Origin of the sequence: Embleya sp. NPDC127516 (assembly GCF_044765325.1) — a bacterium.
Taxonomy (GTDB): Bacteria; Actinomycetota; Actinomycetes; order Streptomycetales; family Streptomycetaceae; genus Embleya.
In genome coordinates this window covers 35,341-51,891 of record NZ_JBIWJT010000031.1, presented here as the reverse complement: position 1 = coordinate 51,891, position 16,551 = coordinate 35,341, and the positions used below count along the sequence as shown (strand labels likewise).

Sequence of the window (16,551 nt, the reverse complement as noted above, 5' to 3'; positions counted from 1 at the left end):
CGGGCCGGTCGAGGATGAGCGTGGGCGAGCCGGCGGCCGGCATGGTCCTGACCACGAGTGGGCGGGTCCGGGGTTGGACACTGGCCCTGGACGAGACGGAAGCCGTTGGGCGCGGCGCCTGCTCGACGCCGGCGAGTAGGCGGCCGCGATCGCGGAGTTGCGGGCGATCCGCCGGCGAGGCCGGATCACCACCCGGGTCGTCCCCGACGGCATGCCCCTTGGGAGCCGGCGCCGGTTGTCCGAACAAGCACGGGGCCCGCTCCTGCGTGCCGCCGACGTCGACTCGACCTCGTCGACCGCATCCGACATCGCACCCCGCTGCCCACCGCCCGTCTGCCACGCGACGAAGCCTCGCGAGATCGCAGCAGGTTCGTCCCCCAACTCCTGTGGCCGGACTGGGGGATTCGGCTACAGCCCCGCGAAGGACGCCACCCGGAGCCGTTCCGCGCGGCGACGGCCGCCTGCCTGCTCCTGCCCGGCCAGCCCCAACGCACTGGGCTCGACCTGTCGCCGCACGCGACCGCGCCGCCCGAGCCGAACCGTGCGCCGACGCACCTCCGTTCCGGGTGTTGTCCGAAACCGGGAATGGCGCTAACCTCACTGGCGCAGCAACAACCAGGTCGCTGCGGGACCGAAAAGGGGGGTGAGTTGATGTCTGTCGCCAAGGCCGCTGCCGTGTGCAGTGCCCGCCGGACCATCCTCACGTCCCGGGCCCCGGTCTGACCTGACGGCGATGCCCCCGCACGAGCTTCGACAGCTCGCGGTAGGCGATCCACTGTGCCGATCGGGGTCCCTTTTCAAGGGTCCCTACGTTGTCTCAATCCTTTACACAGCATCCTCAACCGCATTCCTTGGCAGACTACGGCTGGGACGAGGCGTGTGAACACGCCTTCGCGCCCCACCGCGCCGCCGGACTGACCCCCGCCCGCATCGCGCGGGCCGAACGCGGCTCGTGCCAGGCGGTCACCGACGCCGGAATCCTCCGCGCGGACATTCCCGGCACCGCCGATCACGGTGACCCGTCGTCGGCGCCGTGCACGGGAGACTGGGCGGCACTGCGCCCCGCCGACGGCCGTGCCCCGGTGCTGCACGCGACGCTGGAACGTCGCACCGCCCTGGTGCGCTCGTCCTCCTCGCGTACCTCGCACGGCCAGGTCCTGGCCGCCAACGTCGACACCGTCGTGGTGACGGTCTCGCTCGCGGCACCGCTCAACCACGGTCGGACCGAACGCATGCTCGCCCTGGCATGGGAGAGCGGCGCCCGGCCGGTCGTGGTGCTCACCAAGGCCGACGCATGCGCGGACCCGGCCTCCGCGGAGGAGCAGGTGTCCGGGGTGGCCGCCGGTGTGGACGTCCTCGTCACCAGCGCCGTGACCGGACAGGGCCTGGACACCCTCACCGCCGTCGTGAGCGGCACCGTCGTGTTGCTCGGCCCCTCCGGAGCGGGCAAGTCCACGCTGGGCAACCGGCTGCTCGGCGAGGACCGGCTGGCCACCGGCGCAGTCCGCGAGGCGGACGGCAAGGGCCGACACACCACCTCCTGGCGGGAGTTGCTCCCGCTGCCCGGCGGCGGGGTCCTGATGGACACCCCCGGCCTGCGCGCCATCGGTCTCCACGACGCCCACAGCGGGCTGGAACAGACCTTCGCCGAGATCGAACACCTCGCACAGACCTGCCGGTTCACCGACTGCGCACACGAGAACGAACCCGGCTGCGCGGTGCTCGCCGCCGTCGAGACCGGCGAGATCCCCCGACGCCGTCTGGACAGCTACCACCGACTACTGCGCGAGAACGCCTACTCCGCCTCCCGCACCGACGCCCGGCTGCGCGCCGACCGCGAGGCCACCAAAAAAGACATCACCCGCCACCTGCGCGCCACCTACCGGTTCCGGGAGAACCGGAAATGACCAACAACGACACCCCCACCCACGGCGGAGACCCGGTGACGCAGGCGTTCTTCACCCTGCACCACGGCCTGCCCCGGCAGGGCCCGGGCTCGGACGCCACCACACGGCACGCATTGAAGATGGCCGGACCGCTGCCCGAGCACCCGCGGATCCTGGACGCCGGCTGCGGCCCCGGCCGCTCCGCACTGCTCCTGGCCGAAAGAAGAAGCCGGCGCGCACGTGACCGCGGTCGACCTGCACCAGCCGTTCCTGGACAGCCTCGCCGCCGAAGCGGCCCGCCGGGGCCTGGGCGACCGGATCACGGTCGTCAACCGCTCGATGGACCGACCGCCCGTCCCCGACCACGGCTTCGACGTGATCTGGGCCGAAGGGTCCGTCTACACCATCGGCTTCGACGTCGCCCTGCGCGCCTGGCGTCGCCTGCTCGCCCCGGGCGGCGTCATCGTCCTCACCGAGATCGAATGGACCGTGCCCCACCCCGCCGACCCGGTGCGCGCCTACTGGGACGCGGTCTACCCGCTGCGCACCCACGCCGCGAACACCGCCGCCGCCCGGGCCGCCGGCTACCGCCTCCACGCGCACCGCCCGCTGCCCGAAAGCGACTGGTGGGACGAGTACTACACGCCGCTCACCGAGCGCATGGACCGAGCCGACCGGCGGCACCCCGGCATGTCGCAGGCCCTGGCCGCACACCGCACGGAGATCGACATGCGGCGCGAACACGGCGGCGACTACGACTACGCGCTCTACATCCTCCGCCCCCACGACCACACCCCCCACACCACCGAGGACGAGACCATGACGACCTGGACCACCCGCCCCGAGACCACCGAGGACCTCCCAGCCATCCGCGAGATCCTCCTCGCGGCCTTCCCCACCGGCCTGGAGGCCGACATCGTCGACGCCCTGCGCGCCGACCCGAAGGCGTGGATCGACGGACTGTCCATGGTCAGCACGGCCCCCGACGGCACCGCGACCGGGTACGCGCTGATCACCCGCTGCCACGTGGACGGCGCACCCGCCCTCGCCCTGGCACCCTGCGCGGTCGTGCCCTCGGCCCAGCGCACCGGCGCCGGCTCCGCCGCGATCCGTGCCGGGCTCGACGCGGCCCGGGCCATGGGCGAAAACCTCGTCCTCGTCCTGGGACACGCCGACTACTACCCGCGGTTCGGCTTCACACCGGCCTCCGGCTTCGGTATCCGCGCACCCTTCGAGGTCCCGGACGAGGCCATGATGGCCATGGCCCTCGACACCACCCGCACCGTCCCCACCGGAACCATCGAGTACCCCGCCGCCTTCGGCGTCTGACCCCTCCCATCGTGCCCCGGGGGACTCGAACCCCCGGGGCACCACAGGCCCTTCCATCGAGGAACGGACCGGCACGACGATCGGAGCCGTCCCGCCACACGTGACGCGGATCGACACGGGCCCGGTCGCTGTCGTGGAACTCCGCGTCGGTGGGCAGGGGTCTCCGGGGGCGGCAGGGCCATGGGTGTGCCGTCCACTTCCAGGGTTCCGCAGCGGGTCGCGGTCGCCGGATGGGGATGGCGACCTGGGCAGGACCGGCACCCCGGCGGAGGTGACGACGGTCTTGGCGAGGCTCTTGTGCTGCTCCGGCAGACGCGGAATCGACGATTCCGGGATCCTTCGCCGCAGGCGCCCGTCAGGGCACCGGCGGCGAAGGATCCCGTGTTCGAAAGGCGGCCGGGTCCAGGCGGTCCCGTCACACTGTCGGGAGTGAAGAACCGCCTGGACCGATGGCTACGAGCTACGTTCCGGGGCAGAGCTGGTCCCGGACGCCTTGCTACGGACAGGGAGCTTTCCGAAGCGGCCGCGGTAGGTGCCCTGATGCATGCGAGCGATACGAAACTCGCTGGTGGCAGTCATGCGGCCGGCTACGCGCGTGGCCGATCCGATCTGTCAGCTCACGATGAACTGGTAGTCGGCGAGTATGCGCCCGGTCGCGTCGACGACGATGAAGTCCGTTCCCACGGAGGCAATTTCGCCGGTGGCCGCAGAAACCATTTCCCAGGTGAGCCGTACCGCGTCGTGGTGGGCGTCGGCGCCGGCCGCTCGGAAGAAGTGGACGCCCGGCTTGACCCATTGCTCGTACGATCCCCGCACCCGGGATTCCATTTCCGCGTGCCCGTGGACCTCGCGTGTGGGCGTGTAGTGGACGGCGCCGGGGGCGAACAATTCGATGATGGCCGACCGGCGGGCCCCGTGTTCCGGTTCGTTCCACATGGCCACGTAGCGGTGGGCGAAGGAGTCGGGGTCGGTGATGCGCATGGTTCGTGTTCTCCTCGGGAATTTCGTGGGTCAGTGGCTTCAGGACGTGGGAGTCGGCTGCCGGCGGGTCGGCTGCACGGATCGGTGGGGAGGTGAGGGGGTGGTCACCCGCGGTTCGGGCAGCAGTCGCACCAGGATGCCCAGCGCCACTGCGACTGCGATCAGGTACACCAGGCTGTGCTCGAATGCCTGTGGGATGTTGTCGCCGTTGTCGGCGGCTCCGTAGAAGACGACTCCGACGATGCCGACGCCGAGCGCGCCGCCTGCCTGCTGGGCGGTGGTGAGGACGCCTGCCGCCGCGCCCGCGTGCCGCTGGGGGACAGCGGCGAGCACCGTACCCAGGAGCGGGGCGAGGGCAAGGCCCATGCCGAGGCCGTCGACCGCCAGCACGGGGGCCATGACGGCGAGCGGGGCGTCGTGGTGAACCGCGAGGAGGAGGCCGGTGAGGGCGAGGGCGCGTACTCCGGCTCCTGCGGTGATCACGTGTCGGCCGAAGCGCGCGACGAGGCGAGGCGCGATCAGAGAGGCGGTGAGGTAGCCCATCCCCACAGGGGCGAAGATCAGTCCGGCCTCGAGCGCGTCCAGATCTCGAGCCTGTTGCATGTAGAGCGCGAAGACCAGAAAGTACGCGGCCATCCCCATGGTGAACACCAGGGTGGCGAACATCCCGATGGTGAAGGCCCGTTCGCGGAACAAGGCGGTGTCGACCACCGGCGCCTCGTGACGCCGCAGCACGTAGCCGACGGGTAGGAGGGCCGCTGCGGCGAACGAGAACCATGTCCACATCGGCCAGCCTTGCTCGCGTCCCTCGATCAGCGGGAGCAGGGCGGCGATCAGGGCGAGGGTGATCAGCCCGGCGCCGATCGGGTCGAGGCGGGCGGCCGACTCGTTGCGGCTTTCCGGCAGCACGCGCTTGGCGACCGTCAGAACAACCAGGCCGATGGGCACATTGATGAGGAAGCAGGCGCGCCAGCCCAGACCGAACACGTCGGCCTGGATGAGTGCGCCGCCGATGAGTTGGCCGAACACCGCGGCCAAACCCATGGTCATGGCGTAGGCGCCGACGGCCCGGGCCTGCGCGGAGCCGACGTACGCGGTCCTGATGATGGCCAGGACCTGCGGGGAGAGCACAGCCGCAGCGAGGCCCTGCGCGATGCGGGCGGCGACGAGCGTGTTCGCGTCGGGAGCGAGCCCGCAGGCGACCGAGGCCACGGTGAACAGGGCCAGACCGATGGTGAATACGCGGCGACGGCCGTGGATGTCGCCGAGCCGACTGCCGAGGATCAGGCCGGAACCGTAGGCGAGACCGTACCCGGCCACCACCCACTCGGTCGCGGTGGATCCGGAGTGCAGGTCGCTTTCGACGGAAGGAATGGCGACGTTGACGATGAAGAAGTCGAGGATCGTCACGAAGACACCGGTCAACACGGTGGGCAGGGTCATTGCCCCGGACATGGCCGCTCCTGGAGGTAGAACGATCGGTATACGCAGAGTAGATCGACCAGTTGATCTACCTGTCAACTCCATGGGATACTTCCGCCCATGAGCACGACGCGCCCCGGACCCCGCGAACGCCTGCTGGAAGCCGCCCGCGACCTGACCTACCGTGAAGGCGTACACGTCGGAGTCGACGCGATCCTGAGGCAAGCCGACGTCGCACGCCGTTCCCTCTACCAGCACTTCGGCGGCAAGGACGGCCTCATCGCCGAAGTGCTGCGTCTCGCAGCCGACAAGGGCCGCTACCGCGCGGTGATGGACGCCGCCGGTGACGACCCGCACGCGCGCATCCTCGCCGTCTTCGACGAACTGGAGCGGATCACCACCGACCCGGCCTTCAACGGCTGCCGCTACACCTCCGCGGATATGGCCCTCACGAATCGGGACCACCCCGCCCACGCCGAAATCCGCCGCTACAAGGACGGCCTACACGCCCTCTTCACCCACGAGTTGACCCACTTCGGCCATCCCGAACCCGAACTCGGCGCCACCCAACTCCTCGTCCTCGTCGACGGCGTCCTCGCCCACGCGGTCACCCGTCCCGACGCTCACCCCGCCCTTGCGGCCCGGAAGACGGCCGAACTCGTCCTCGCGGCGGCCGGCCGCTGACTGTTTTCCGTGCCACCGAGGACCGTTTGGGCTTGTCGAGGCGGAGTGGGCCGTTCACGTCGGCGGCCGGGCGACGGCGCGACGTGGCCGCCCGTCGTACGGTCCCGGGGCGTACCGAGCGTGCAGCGGCGAGGTGGCCGCGGGGCCGGTCGCGTTCATCGGGGTCGATGGCCGCACGAAGTCCGTCACCACCGACGGGTTCCGGGGCTGGAGAGCGGAGGTCGATCAGCCGCATCCCCATCCCCTTCCTGGGCGGAGCAACGTGCCGGCGGCCGTTTCGAACCGGAAAGGGCGATTGGTTGTGTCCAAGCCGCGGCCGGCCGTCGCTTGACCTGTACCGAGGTCCAGGGGCGAGGCTTGAGGCATGAGTGAGGCAGATGAGGTGTTCGGTATCGCGGAGGTCTCGGCGTTGATCGGTCTGGCGCCCGACACATTGCGATACTTCGAACGTCAGGGAGTCGTACCGTCGCCAGGGCGCGACAACGCGGGACGTCGCCGATACACGACGGCCGACGTCGAGCTGATCCGCATGCTGGTTCATCTCCGTGAGACGGGGATGCCACTTGCCGACATCGCACAGTTCACAGGCGCCGACGACACGGCGACCGATCCGGCCGGGCTCCGAGTGGGATTGCTGAAGGCTCATCGCCGTCGTGTTTACGACAGGCGCGAGGAACTGGACCGTGCGCTGGATGTGATCACTCGCAAGATCGCGGACTTCGACGATCGGATCACGAGTTCGGTGGAACTTCTCGACCGACCGGACTGCACGATCGCCTTCGGTGTCCAGGGTGAGGGGCCACTGCTGTTCCTCGTCGGCGCGCCGGCCGGGCGGGCCGGTTTCGCAGCACTGGCGCATGAGCTCGCAGGCCGGTTCACCGTCGTCACCCACGATCCGCGTGGTACCGGTGCCAGCCGCGCGGTCCCGGGGATGGCAGAGCCCACGCCCGAGGCCCTCGCCGAGGACCTTGCCGCACTCGTCGACGGATTCACCGGAGGCCCCGCCCTGTTCGCCGGTACCAGTGGTGGTGCCGTGACGCTGTTGGAACTGGGTAGACGGCATCCTGACGTGATCGGCCGGGCAGTCCTGCATGAACCGCCCCTGGTGTCCCTCCTGGACGACACAGACCTGGCCGACCGAGCCGCAGCAGCGTTCGAGGCTGCGGAGGCCGATCCTCAGCGGGCAGTGCAGGAGTTCTTCGACCTCAGCGGCGCTGCCCACCACACGGGACCCGATCAGACGCCTCCCGCCCATACGGCGCTGCCCGGGCTACCGGTCGAGGAACTCGACAAGAACCGCTACTTCCTGGGTCGGATGGCCGGCCCCACGGTCTTCTACGTCCCCGACATCGAGGCCATCCGTCGCGTTTCGGTGACGCTGTGCGCCGGCTCCCTGAGCCATCACCAGATGGCACGCCGGGCGACCCGCGCACTCGCTGAACTTTTGGAGCTGCCTCTGATCGACATGCCCGGCAACCACCTCGGCGCGAGCGCCGAGCCGGCAAAGTTCGCCCGCGTCCTCGAGTCCCTGCTCGAGGCCTGAAACAAGGCCCCTCCTGGGCCGAACGGCTCAGGAGGGGCCAGTGGGTTGTGGCACCGGAAACGCCGTACCGACTGTGTGCCACTGCCTGCAGGTCGCACGACTCGTCGGCGAGGACGTGCAGCTGGGCGTGGCGCTTGCCGCAGGTGGCGGTGCGGTCCCAGGTCACCTCGACGCCGACGGCCGCGGTGGATGTCCATCGCATGTCGAGCGCGGAAAGCGCGTCGAGCCGCTCGGGCGGGTATGTGGCGCGTCGTTGTCGCGCGTTCGCGAGGGCGGCCCCCAACCTGACCTGGTGCGCCTCGCCGCCGTGTTCAACGGATTCGACGTGCTTGCGCGGGACGGTGAGGTGCCCCTCGCGTTCCCGGAACGCGGCCGCCGCGGCGAGGGTGAGCGCCCACCGGTCCGCCCGCACCGCCCCTACCGCCGACATCGCGGGCCGCTCCTTCTGCTCGGTGACGTCGACACCCACACCCGCCGGCGCGTCCCGGCACGACGCGGTGCTGCGCTCGGCCCCGGTGGGCGAGTGCGGCACCGCGTGCGCGGAAATGTGCGTGTGCGTGCCGGTCAGGAGATGTTGCGCCCGAGGAAGTCGCGGATCAGCGCCGCGATCTCCGGGGTGTGGGTGGCGAGCGCGAAGTGCCCGGCGTCGAGCAGGTGGATCTCCGCGTCGGGCAGGTCGCGGGCGAATGCGCGGGCCCCGTCCGGGCCGAAGATCTCGTCGCCCGCGCCCCACGCGACCAGCGTCGGCGGCCGGTGGGTGCGGAAGTACTCCTGGAAGGTCGGGTAGCCGTCCAGGTTGAACTGGTAGTCCCAGAAAAGCTGGAGCTGGATCTCCTTGTTGCCGGGCCGGTCCAGATACGCCTGGTCCAGGACCCACGCGTCGGGGGCCACCCGGGCCAGGCGGTCCGCCGGGATGCCGTGCGTGTGCTGCCACTTGGTGGCCTCGGCGGTCAGCAGTTCGCGCACCGCGGGCTCGTGCGTCTCGCGGTCCTTGGCGTGCGCGAACAGGACGTCCCAGAACGGGGTGAAGCCCTCCAGGTAGGCGTTGCCGCTCTGGCTGATCAACGCGGTGACGCGCTCGGGGTGGGTTGCGGCGATCCGCAGGCCGATGGGGGCGCCGTAGTCCTGGATGTACAACGCGAACCGGTCCAGGCCGAGGTGGTCGACGAGCTTGAGGGTGACCTCGGTCAGCTTGTCGAAGCTGTACGGGAAGGTGTCCACGGCCGGTGCGTCCGACTGCCCGAAACCGATGTGGTCGGGGGCCACCAGGTGGTAGGTGTCGGCGAGTTCGCCGATCAGGTCGCGGTACATCGCGGAGCTGGACGGGAAGCCGTGCAGCAGGAGCAGCGTGGGGTTCGCCGGGTCGCCGGCCTCGCGGTAGAAGACGTTCAGTCCGTCGATCTCCACGGTGGCGTGGCGGATGGCGCGGTCGGCGGCGGTGGGGGTGGCGGCGGTTGCGGGGGTGGCGATGGCGTTCATGGGGATCGTCCCTTTCCGGGTCACGAAGTGGATGCGGAGGATGCGAGTGCTGCGGTCGACACGGTGTTGCGTGCGGCGGTACGGGTCGCTCTCGCGGTGGTCGAGGTCAGGACGGCGGCGAGCAGGCTGAGCCCGACGCCGGCCGCGAAGTAGGCGCGGTAACCGCCGGTGGCGGCGTGTCCGGCGGCGGCCAGGGCGAGGCCGAGGCCGGCCGAGCCCTGGTGAACGATCCAGGCCGGGGCGAGCGTTCGACCCAGGCGTGCCGGGTCGAGGCCGCGGGTGACGATCGCCATGGTCAGGGGGATCACCGTGAACGACGCGGCGCCGAACAGCGCGGCGGCGACGATGAGCAGCCGGGGGTCGGGAGCCGCCGCCGCGAGCACGAGGGACGCGGCGCGCAGCGTGTGCATGACGGGTAGCAGGCGTTCGGGCGCGGTGTGACCGACGAGGCGTGCGGTCACCGCGGACGACACCGCGGCAGCGGCGGCGGCCACCGCGACCAGGCTGCCGCCGGCCGCGGCCGACCAGCCCAGTTCGACGGCGTGCTTGGGGAGCAGCAGGACCATCGCGTACAGGGTCGCGGCATGCAGCCCGAACGCGGCGAGGGTGCGCCCGCGGCCGCCCAGCGATTGCCGCTTCGGCAGGCCCGGCCCCGCTCCCTCGGTCGCGAGGGCGGCGCCGGAAGCCTTGGAAACTTCGGAAGCACCCGGCACGGCTGCGGTCTGACGGTCCGTGGGGACCGCCGCCGCGAGCACCGCGGTGGCGGCGAGCCCCGCCGCGCCGATCGCCGCGTACGTGCCGCGCGTCCCCAACGGCCCGAACAGCCCGGCCGCCGCCCACGGGACGACCAGCTGCCCGAGGTTGATGCCGATCGTGGCGCGGGCCAGCGCCGGTGCCGCGCGGTCGCCTTCGGCCCGGGCGATCAGGGTGCTGACGGCGAGGCTGGAGGAACCCGCGAAGCCCAGGCCGCCGAGCACCACGTACGCCGCCACGAACTGCCCGGCGCCGCGGGCCGCGCCGAGCGCCAGGTAGCTCGTCGACAGCAGCAGGAGCGCCGCGACGATCACCCGCTTCGCGCCGATCCGGTCGAGCAGGACGCCGACCAGCGGCTGGGCGGCGCCGGTGACCGCCGTGGACAGCGCCGCCGCGACCGCGAGGGTCCCGGCGCCGATGCCGTAGTCCTCCGCGACCGGTGCGAAGAACACCCCCGCGGAGAAGTTGAGGCCGAACGACACGGTCATGGCCGCCAGTCCTGCCCCGGTACTGCCGATGCGCGGCACTAGAGCCACCCCCCTGTTTCTAACGACTAGCTCGATGCCCAGACATTAGATGGCCGGAATCTAACCTGTCAACACTCATTCATCGGTTAGATTGGTCGGTATGGACATCCGACCGCTGACCGGCGAACCCCTGGCGCTGGACCTCGCGAACACGCACTGGCCGCTGCACGGCGCCCGGCACGACCACCTGGACGACTCGGCCCTGCTGCGGGCCTGGCTGGCCGAACACGCCTTGGACGAACTCCTCGACACCACGCCCGAGACGGTCCTCGACGCGGTGCGCGACGCGCTCGTCGCCACCCGGGAGGCGATCCGCGCCGCGCTGGAGGAAGGGGCTTACCAGGACCTCGACGCGGTCCTCGCACGCGGGACGATCCGCCTCGGACTCGGCGCGCAGGGCCCCACCGAGCAGGTGGACGTCACCGACCCGGCATGGCGACCGGCCTGGGAAGCGGCGCGCGCCTACCTGGAGTTGCTCCGCACCACGGATCCGGAGCGAATCAGACGCTGCGCGAACCCGGAGTGCACACTCTGGTTCGCGGACGTGTCCAAGAACGGACGACGGCGATGGTGCTCGATGGCCGAATGCGGCAACCGCGCCAAAACCCGAGCACACTACGCCCGAAGCCGGTGACCGCAGACCGATCCCGGCACCCGAAGACGGCCCGGACAACCTCGGGTTCGGCCGGAGACAACCCCGGGTTCGGCCGGAGAGGGGAGGGGCGTCGCCCGGCGTCCTGGGGGATGGAACCCCGGGCGGGCGGCCTGCCCACGGGGGCGGTCGGTGCGTACACGCTCAACGAGCCGGGCGTGCGTCCGGGTGCGCCGGCCGTCGCGAGGGTCGGGTCGGGATCCCCACGATGGCCCGCGAGTCGGGGCGGTGCCCCGGCCGCATCCTCCGACGGCCGGGACACTACCAAAGGAACATTATTGACGAAATGACAGAAAATGACTGATTCGCAGTACAATTCGACAGGCATGGTAGATGCCCAATGAATCGCCCCGCGCCGGGGCCTCTTCCCCCATGATCGGACCGTGCAGCGCGGCGCGATCGCGGGCGTGAGCAGGGAGCGGCGTGGCGGGGCATAGGGACGAGACCGGGCGAACCTACAGGCGGTCCAGCGGTCCACACGTCGAACCGGTCCGGGGAATCCCGGGTTGTCACCGGGCCGAAGGGCTCAGCGCGGGCGCGAGTGAATACTGTCCCATTCCGAAAATCCTCGGCGAGGACATCGGACCGGCCGGTCACCCGGCGTTCGCCGCGTCGGATGGCGGCGGTGGATGCCCGCCGAGCCCGGCGGGCGGCATCCGCGCCCCGGCGACGCATCGAGGAGATCGCACAAGTCGCGACCCCGGTACTCAGGTTCCGGGCCTACGCACGCGGGGAGGTCTTCCAACTCTCACGACCCGACCGGCCCGCCCCGCGTGCACGCGCAACGCGAAGCGGGCCCGTCGCTCCCCAGAGCGGTCCTGCCCCTGCGAACAACGACCGCAGGAATCATCGGTATCGCCTCGCCTGCGCGTCGAACGGTCCGGCCCGTGCCGCATCGCGGTCCGCGAATTCCTTGGTCCCGAGCCGCCTTTCCGTGTCAACGCATGGATGTCCCTGTCAGCGGAAGTCCGCGGCGTGGTCCACCGCCCACTCCCGGAAGGATCGGGCCGGGGTACCCGTGATGCGCTCCACCTCGTCGTTGACCGGTTCCGGGTGCTCGAGCATCTCCAACTGGGCCGGCAACACGGCCTCCACCAGCTCCGCCGGCCAGCCCGCGGCCCTCATCTGCGCGCCGGCCTCGTCCAGGGTGATCTCCTCGAACCGCACCGGCCGCCCGATCGCCTCGCCGATCAGCGCCACCTGGCGTTCCTGGGTGACCGGTTCGAGGCCGGTGATCAGCGGGCGGGCGCCGAGCAGGGCGTCGGTCGTCAGCGCCCGAACGGCGACCGCGGCAATGTCCGCCTCGTGGATCAGCGGGCGGGCCAACCGGGCCAGCGGCGCCCGTACCGCACCGGTGGTGCGGACCTCCTCCGCCCAGCCCAGCGTGTTGCTCGCGAACCCGGTGGGCCGCAGCGCCGTCCACTCCAGGCCCGATGCCTCGATCAGCCGCTCCAACTCCGTGTGGAACATGGTGATCGCCTCGCCAGGCTTCTCCTCCTTGCCCCCGACGCCGGCGGACGACAGGTACACCACCCGTCGGGCGTGCCTTCCGATCGCGTCGATCACATCCGATGCGCCCTCGGCGCTCATGAAGGGCCACACCAGGAAGACCGCGTCGACGCCCCGCAGGGCCGTGTCCAGCGACGCGGGATCACCGAGATCGCCCCGTACCGCCCGCACACCTTCCGGGAAGTCCGCCTCCGCTCTCACCAACGCCCGCACGGGCACGCCCGCCGCGTGCAGTCGGGACACCAGCGCGCCGCCGACCTTTCCGGTCGCGCCGGTCACCAGGATCTCGGGCCGTGTCATCGGAATCTCCTCGTCTCGCCGTTCGATGACATGACCCTCACACTTCAAGAAAGGTTGAGGTCAAGCGGCATCCTCGCCCTCGACCCGGAGGGCCAGGGTTCGAGGGAGCGGACCGGCAGCCCGATGCGCCATTCGTCCTGGAACTGTTCGGCAACGGCGTCCGCGTCGACGACACCTTCGCCGCGCATCTGCCGCGCACCTTCGACGCAGCCGCCCGCGTGGTGCCCTTCACCGCGGCTGCGCCGGGCCGTCGTCGGTCGCGCCCTACCACGCGGCCGTGCCACCTTCGTGCCACCGGGAGGATCTCAGAGGCGTGGTGACGCGACCAGCCGACGCCAAGGTCACGGCGATTCACACGGCAAGCAGCAAGACAGTCTCTCGCAATTCCTGCTCGGCGAACTCGGCCTGACAGGACTGAAGGTCCGCAAGAACGAGGCCGGCGGCACCCGGAGCCTGGCCCTGAGCGATCTCGTGCACTTATCCGTTGTTCGACCTGAACGGCAAGTTGACCACCCAGGAAAACGTCAGGGAACTCCGCGCGCCAGGCGCGCATGCAGGCCTCCAACGACGAACACTCCGCCACGCTGCGCGTGATGACCGACCGCCATCTCGACGCCGTCATGACACGCATGCGCATGGCCGAGGAACGCGCGACGCTGGAAGTGCGCTTGGCCGAGGTCGGCGACCTCGTCTCCAGGTTCGTCCTTCTCGAGGTCCAGTACCGATCCGATCTCGCCCGCCTGGACGTGGTCACCGAGGCGGGAAGCGTCCTGGGCTACTTCCGGATGGGCACCTGCGTGTTCTGCGGCGCCGAGCCGGAGCACCAGGACCCGGGACACCGAGAGCCCGAGAGCACCCGGCTGCACATCGCGGTACAGAGCGAGAGCGCGAAGACGAGCGCCCCGCTCGCAGACCTCCTCCCCACAATCGCGGACCTGCGCACGCAGTTCGACGAGCTCAACGCCCGACGGGCATCCCTCGTGGGAGGGGCCCACCGCGCCGACGAACAGATCGCGGCGGCGGAGCAGATGTCGGCTCCACTGCGCGAGCGCACGAAAACGGCGACCCGCCCGCCGACGTGCTCGCGCAGGCACGCGTCTACCAATTCGCCGGGGCGGGGTCGGGAAGATCCGGATTCTTCCCGAAGCCGACGGACGGAGACTGACACGGGAGTCCTCCGAAGCCCTTCCTCCTGGTCGGCGGTTCGGCCCACCTTCTCGGAGGGCACTTGCGACTCACCGACGCTGCGGAGAAGGCCAGTCTCGCTACGTCTTTCGCCGGGCCGGACCGAGGCCACGCCCGCCGGCACCCGCAGCCTCGGGGCCGACGTCACGGTCGCCGACCTGTGAGGACGTCGCCACTGGCCCCACCTGGGCCGTCACCCGGCCCTGGCCCGACCCCGAACTCGAGGCCCTCCCGACACCCGCGTGTCGTCATCCGGCCCGGGCGACGGTCTTCGTCCGGCTGGGTGTGCGTCGGAGGGTGGCGGGTGGATTCAACTCGTCCAGGTTTTGAGTTGGGTGGCGACCTCCCGCACCGGGAGGCCTTCGCGTGCGGCGTGGGCCAGGGGGAGGACGGTGTCCAGGCCGGGGCTCACCGGGAGACCGCACGCGGCGAGGTAGGCCGCGGTGACGGTGGCAGCGAACAGCAGGTTCCTCGTCTCCAGGCTCGGGTTCCGGGCGAGTTCGCACAGGAGCGCGGCGGCTTTGTGGTGGGGCTCGGGGTAGACCTCGTGGTCGAGGACCTCCGCGCGGTGGCGTGCGTCGTCATCGCCACCTACGCCGTCGACCACGTTCCCCAACCGTGGATCGAACAGCTGCGCCCGGGCGGGGATCCGGTGTTCCCGTGGGGCCGGTTGGGAGACTTCGCGGTCACCGTGGCCGAGGACGGCCGCTCGGCCACGGGATGGCTGCAGGGCCGGGCCAGTTCACACCGGCCCGCGACACGACCCCGATATGCGAGTTCGACAAGGTCCGCGGCGGGCGCGACGCCGACCACGAACACGTCCCGGCCTGCGGACGCGACGCCGTCCTGCGCCGCCATGCGCAAGTGGGCCTACCTCCAGAAGAACATGCACCGGCGCAACGCGGACACGGAATGGCACCGGCGGCACGAGGTTCGGCAGGTGCACCTCGGACGCCGTTCGTGTGACGTCCTGGCCGCCGCGTCGATCGGTGCGCGTCACCGCGTTCGCGGCCGTCCGCCACGAGTGACCAGAGCCGTGCACCGGGCGGTAGACCCGGTCACTTCTGTGCGGCCGGTATGGTGCCGGGGGCGGTCTTGAAGGAGATGGCCTCCAACAGCGGCTTGCGCTGGGTGTTCTGGAAGGCCGCCACCCGCCACTGCCCGTCCGCCTCCCGCACGAACGTGCACGTCTGCACCTTCGACAGTTTCGACGACCGGGGCGCGGCGGCGCCCTTGTAGGTGTCGCCGCGGCCGGTGACGACCGCGGTATCCGGACCGTAGAACCGGATGTCGGTGATCTCCCCCGTGAGCTTGGTGTTCTTCAGAAACTTCGCGAACAGCGTGCGGTGGCACTCCACGATGTCGGCCCTGCCGCTGTAGTACGTCCCGACGAACGTGACGTACGTGGCGTCCTGGGTGAACAGTGCCCCGTACGCGTCGGCGTCGTGGCGGGCCCACGCGCGGTTCATCTCGGCCATCGCCGCGGTAATGGCCGTCTTGTCGTCCTGTGTGGTCATACCGTCCTCCGGCTCGTTAAGATGAAGCAGAATCTGCCTGTAAACAATATCTGCATTATTGCAACCATTAGCCTAGGGGGCATCCACAGCGATGGCAAACGAGACGCCCGGAGACCAGCACGTGATCTTCCGCCAATATCTCGATGCGGTGGGCCTGCACGGGATGGCCGGTGCGGAAGCCGCCGGACTCCAGCCCACCGAGTGGTACGCGGTCAGCCTGATCACTATGGTCGGACGCATCACCTCGGGTGACCTGGCCGCCCGCACTGGTCTGACCACCGGGGCAACGACCCGGCTCATCGACCGGCTGGAGAAGGCCGGCTACGTACGCCGCTCCTCGGACGCGGCCGACCGCCGACGGGTCATCGTCGAAGCCTCAGCCGAGACCTTCCCCGACATCGAGGACGTGGTCGCCCCCGCCCGCCGACTGATCGCCGAGGTCCTGGACCGCTACACACCCGAACAGCGCGAGGTCCTCTTCGACTACTTCACCCACGCGGCCCCCGCCTACCGAGCAGCCACCGAAGAGATCCGCGCCCGCGCCGCACGTAGCCGCCGCCCCGGCCCCAAATCCAAGGAAAATGCCCCCCGTCCCAGCCCTGGCGCGAGCGAGTGAGCGCCCGTTACTCCGCCTTTCGCATCACCGGCCCCGGCGCCGAGAGCCTGGCGCGGACCTGCTCCCACACCGGCCGACTCCCACCGCGACCGGCACCGAAACGGCCAACGCCTGCATTGAGCGCCCGCCCGAGGTGGTCCACGTCGGGCCCCGGGGGGGCGTTTCGGG

Annotated in this window: 13 protein-coding genes and 2 pseudogenes; 7 read left to right on the top strand and 8 right to left on the bottom strand. The window is 70.6% G+C overall.

Annotated elements, in window-relative coordinates; all coding sequences use genetic code 11:
* Positions 1-851 precede the first annotated feature (851 nt).
* Positions 852-1,907: a ribosome small subunit-dependent GTPase A gene (gene rsgA / locus ACIRL2_RS40265; RefSeq protein ID WP_402239080.1), complete on the top strand. Its 1,056-nt coding sequence runs from the start codon at positions 852-854 to the stop codon at positions 1,905-1,907.
* Positions 1,904-3,215 (top strand): annotated as a pseudogene (locus tag ACIRL2_RS40260) (GNAT family N-acetyltransferase). The gene rsgA and the pseudogene ACIRL2_RS40260 overlap by 4 nt, the downstream one beginning before the upstream one ends.
* A 612-nt stretch (positions 3,216-3,827) precedes the next feature.
* Here the strand turns inward: ACIRL2_RS40260 and ACIRL2_RS40255 are convergent.
* Positions 3,828-4,196 (bottom strand): nuclear transport factor 2 family protein, encoded by a 369-nt coding sequence (locus tag ACIRL2_RS40255; protein WP_395872849.1) that lies wholly within the window; start codon positions 4,194-4,196, stop codon positions 3,828-3,830.
* A gap of 39 nt (positions 4,197-4,235) precedes the next feature.
* Positions 4,236-5,651 (bottom strand): MFS transporter, encoded by a 1,416-nt coding sequence (locus ACIRL2_RS40250; protein WP_402239078.1) that lies wholly within the window; start codon positions 5,649-5,651, stop codon positions 4,236-4,238.
* A gap of 87 nt (positions 5,652-5,738) precedes the next feature.
* Here ACIRL2_RS40250 and ACIRL2_RS40245 point away from each other — a divergent pair, with 87 nt between their 5' ends.
* Positions 5,739-6,302: a TetR/AcrR family transcriptional regulator gene (locus ACIRL2_RS40245; RefSeq protein WP_402239076.1), complete on the top strand. Its 564-nt coding sequence runs from the start codon at positions 5,739-5,741 to the stop codon at positions 6,300-6,302.
* A 364-nt stretch (positions 6,303-6,666) separates the two neighbouring features.
* A complete protein-coding gene (locus tag ACIRL2_RS40240; RefSeq protein WP_395872852.1) occupies positions 6,667-7,845 on the top strand; it encodes an alpha/beta fold hydrolase in 1,179 nt (392 codons plus the stop codon).
* Positions 7,846-8,056: 211 nt separating this feature from the next.
* Here the strand turns inward: ACIRL2_RS40240 and ACIRL2_RS40235 are convergent.
* The 3 genes and pseudogenes from ACIRL2_RS40235 to ACIRL2_RS40225 all read right to left on the bottom strand — a co-directional run.
* Positions 8,057-8,275 (bottom strand): annotated as a pseudogene (locus ACIRL2_RS40235) (Helicase associated domain protein); the annotation flags it as partial.
* Between the two features lie 134 nt (positions 8,276-8,409).
* Positions 8,410-9,324: an alpha/beta fold hydrolase gene (locus ACIRL2_RS40230; RefSeq protein ID WP_402239073.1), complete on the bottom strand. Its 915-nt coding sequence runs from the start codon at positions 9,322-9,324 to the stop codon at positions 8,410-8,412.
* 20 nt (positions 9,325-9,344) lie between these two features.
* Positions 9,345-10,565, bottom strand: coding sequence for an MFS transporter (locus tag ACIRL2_RS40225; protein WP_402239071.1), 1,221 nt, complete (start codon positions 10,563-10,565; stop codon positions 9,345-9,347).
* A 139-nt stretch (positions 10,566-10,704) separates the two neighbouring features.
* Here ACIRL2_RS40225 and ACIRL2_RS40220 point away from each other — a divergent pair, with 139 nt between their 5' ends.
* On the top strand, positions 10,705-11,238 hold the full coding sequence (locus tag ACIRL2_RS40220; RefSeq protein ID WP_402239069.1) for a CGNR zinc finger domain-containing protein: 534 nt from the start codon (positions 10,705-10,707) through the stop codon (positions 11,236-11,238).
* A gap of 975 nt (positions 11,239-12,213) precedes the next feature.
* On the opposite strand, the gene ACIRL2_RS40215 is transcribed toward ACIRL2_RS40220, so the two are convergent.
* Positions 12,214-13,065 carry an NAD(P)H-binding protein gene (locus ACIRL2_RS40215; protein WP_402239066.1) on the bottom strand — a complete coding sequence of 284 codons (852 nt, stop codon included), beginning with the start codon at positions 13,063-13,065 and terminating at the stop codon, positions 12,214-12,216.
* A gap of 551 nt (positions 13,066-13,616) precedes the next feature.
* Between ACIRL2_RS40215 and ACIRL2_RS40210 the strand changes: the two genes are divergently transcribed.
* Positions 13,617-14,414, top strand: a complete 798-nt coding sequence (locus ACIRL2_RS40210; protein ID WP_402239064.1) for a hypothetical protein — start codon at positions 13,617-13,619, stop codon at positions 14,412-14,414.
* A 146-nt stretch (positions 14,415-14,560) separates the two neighbouring features.
* Here ACIRL2_RS40210 and ACIRL2_RS40205 read toward each other — a convergent pair whose 3' ends face one another.
* Both ACIRL2_RS40205 and ACIRL2_RS40200 read right to left on the bottom strand, forming a co-directional pair.
* A complete protein-coding gene (locus ACIRL2_RS40205) occupies positions 14,561-14,857 on the bottom strand; it encodes a hypothetical protein (RefSeq protein ID WP_402239062.1) in 297 nt (98 codons plus the stop codon).
* A gap of 451 nt (positions 14,858-15,308) precedes the next feature.
* Positions 15,309-15,767 (bottom strand): SgcJ/EcaC family oxidoreductase, encoded by a 459-nt coding sequence (locus tag ACIRL2_RS40200; RefSeq protein WP_395872859.1) that lies wholly within the window; start codon positions 15,765-15,767, stop codon positions 15,309-15,311.
* A gap of 91 nt (positions 15,768-15,858) precedes the next feature.
* On the opposite strand from ACIRL2_RS40200, the gene ACIRL2_RS40195 reads away from it, so the two are divergent.
* Positions 15,859-16,383 carry a MarR family winged helix-turn-helix transcriptional regulator gene (locus ACIRL2_RS40195; protein WP_402239059.1) on the top strand — a complete coding sequence of 175 codons (525 nt, stop codon included), beginning with the start codon at positions 15,859-15,861 and terminating at the stop codon, positions 16,381-16,383.
* Positions 16,384-16,551: the final 168 nt, after the last annotated feature.

Coding starts and splice junctions, on each gene's coding strand:
- ACIRL2_RS40255 (WP_395872849.1), bottom strand. CDS start 4,196: ATGCGCATCACCGACCCCGACTCCTTCGCCCACCGCTACGTGGCCATG.
- ACIRL2_RS40250 (WP_402239078.1), bottom strand. CDS start 5,651: ATGTCCGGGGCAATGACCCTGCCCACCGTGTTGACCGGTGTCTTCGTG.
- ACIRL2_RS40245 (WP_402239076.1), top strand. CDS start 5,739: ATGAGCACGACGCGCCCCGGACCCCGCGAACGCCTGCTGGAAGCCGCC.
- ACIRL2_RS40240 (WP_395872852.1), top strand. CDS start 6,667: ATGAGTGAGGCAGATGAGGTGTTCGGTATCGCGGAGGTCTCGGCGTTG.
- ACIRL2_RS40230 (WP_402239073.1), bottom strand. CDS start 9,324: ATGAACGCCATCGCCACCCCCGCAACCGCCGCCACCCCCACCGCCGCC.
- ACIRL2_RS40225 (WP_402239071.1), bottom strand. CDS start 10,565: ATGACCGTGTCGTTCGGCCTCAACTTCTCCGCGGGGGTGTTCTTCGCA.
- ACIRL2_RS40220 (WP_402239069.1), top strand. CDS start 10,705: ATGGACATCCGACCGCTGACCGGCGAACCCCTGGCGCTGGACCTCGCG.
- ACIRL2_RS40215 (WP_402239066.1), bottom strand. CDS start 13,065: ATGACACGGCCCGAGATCCTGGTGACCGGCGCGACCGGAAAGGTCGGC.
- ACIRL2_RS40210 (WP_402239064.1), top strand. CDS start 13,617: ATGCAGGCCTCCAACGACGAACACTCCGCCACGCTGCGCGTGATGACC.
- ACIRL2_RS40200 (WP_395872859.1), bottom strand. CDS start 15,767: ATGACCACACAGGACGACAAGACGGCCATTACCGCGGCGATGGCCGAG.
- ACIRL2_RS40195 (WP_402239059.1), top strand. CDS start 15,859: ATGGCAAACGAGACGCCCGGAGACCAGCACGTGATCTTCCGCCAATAT.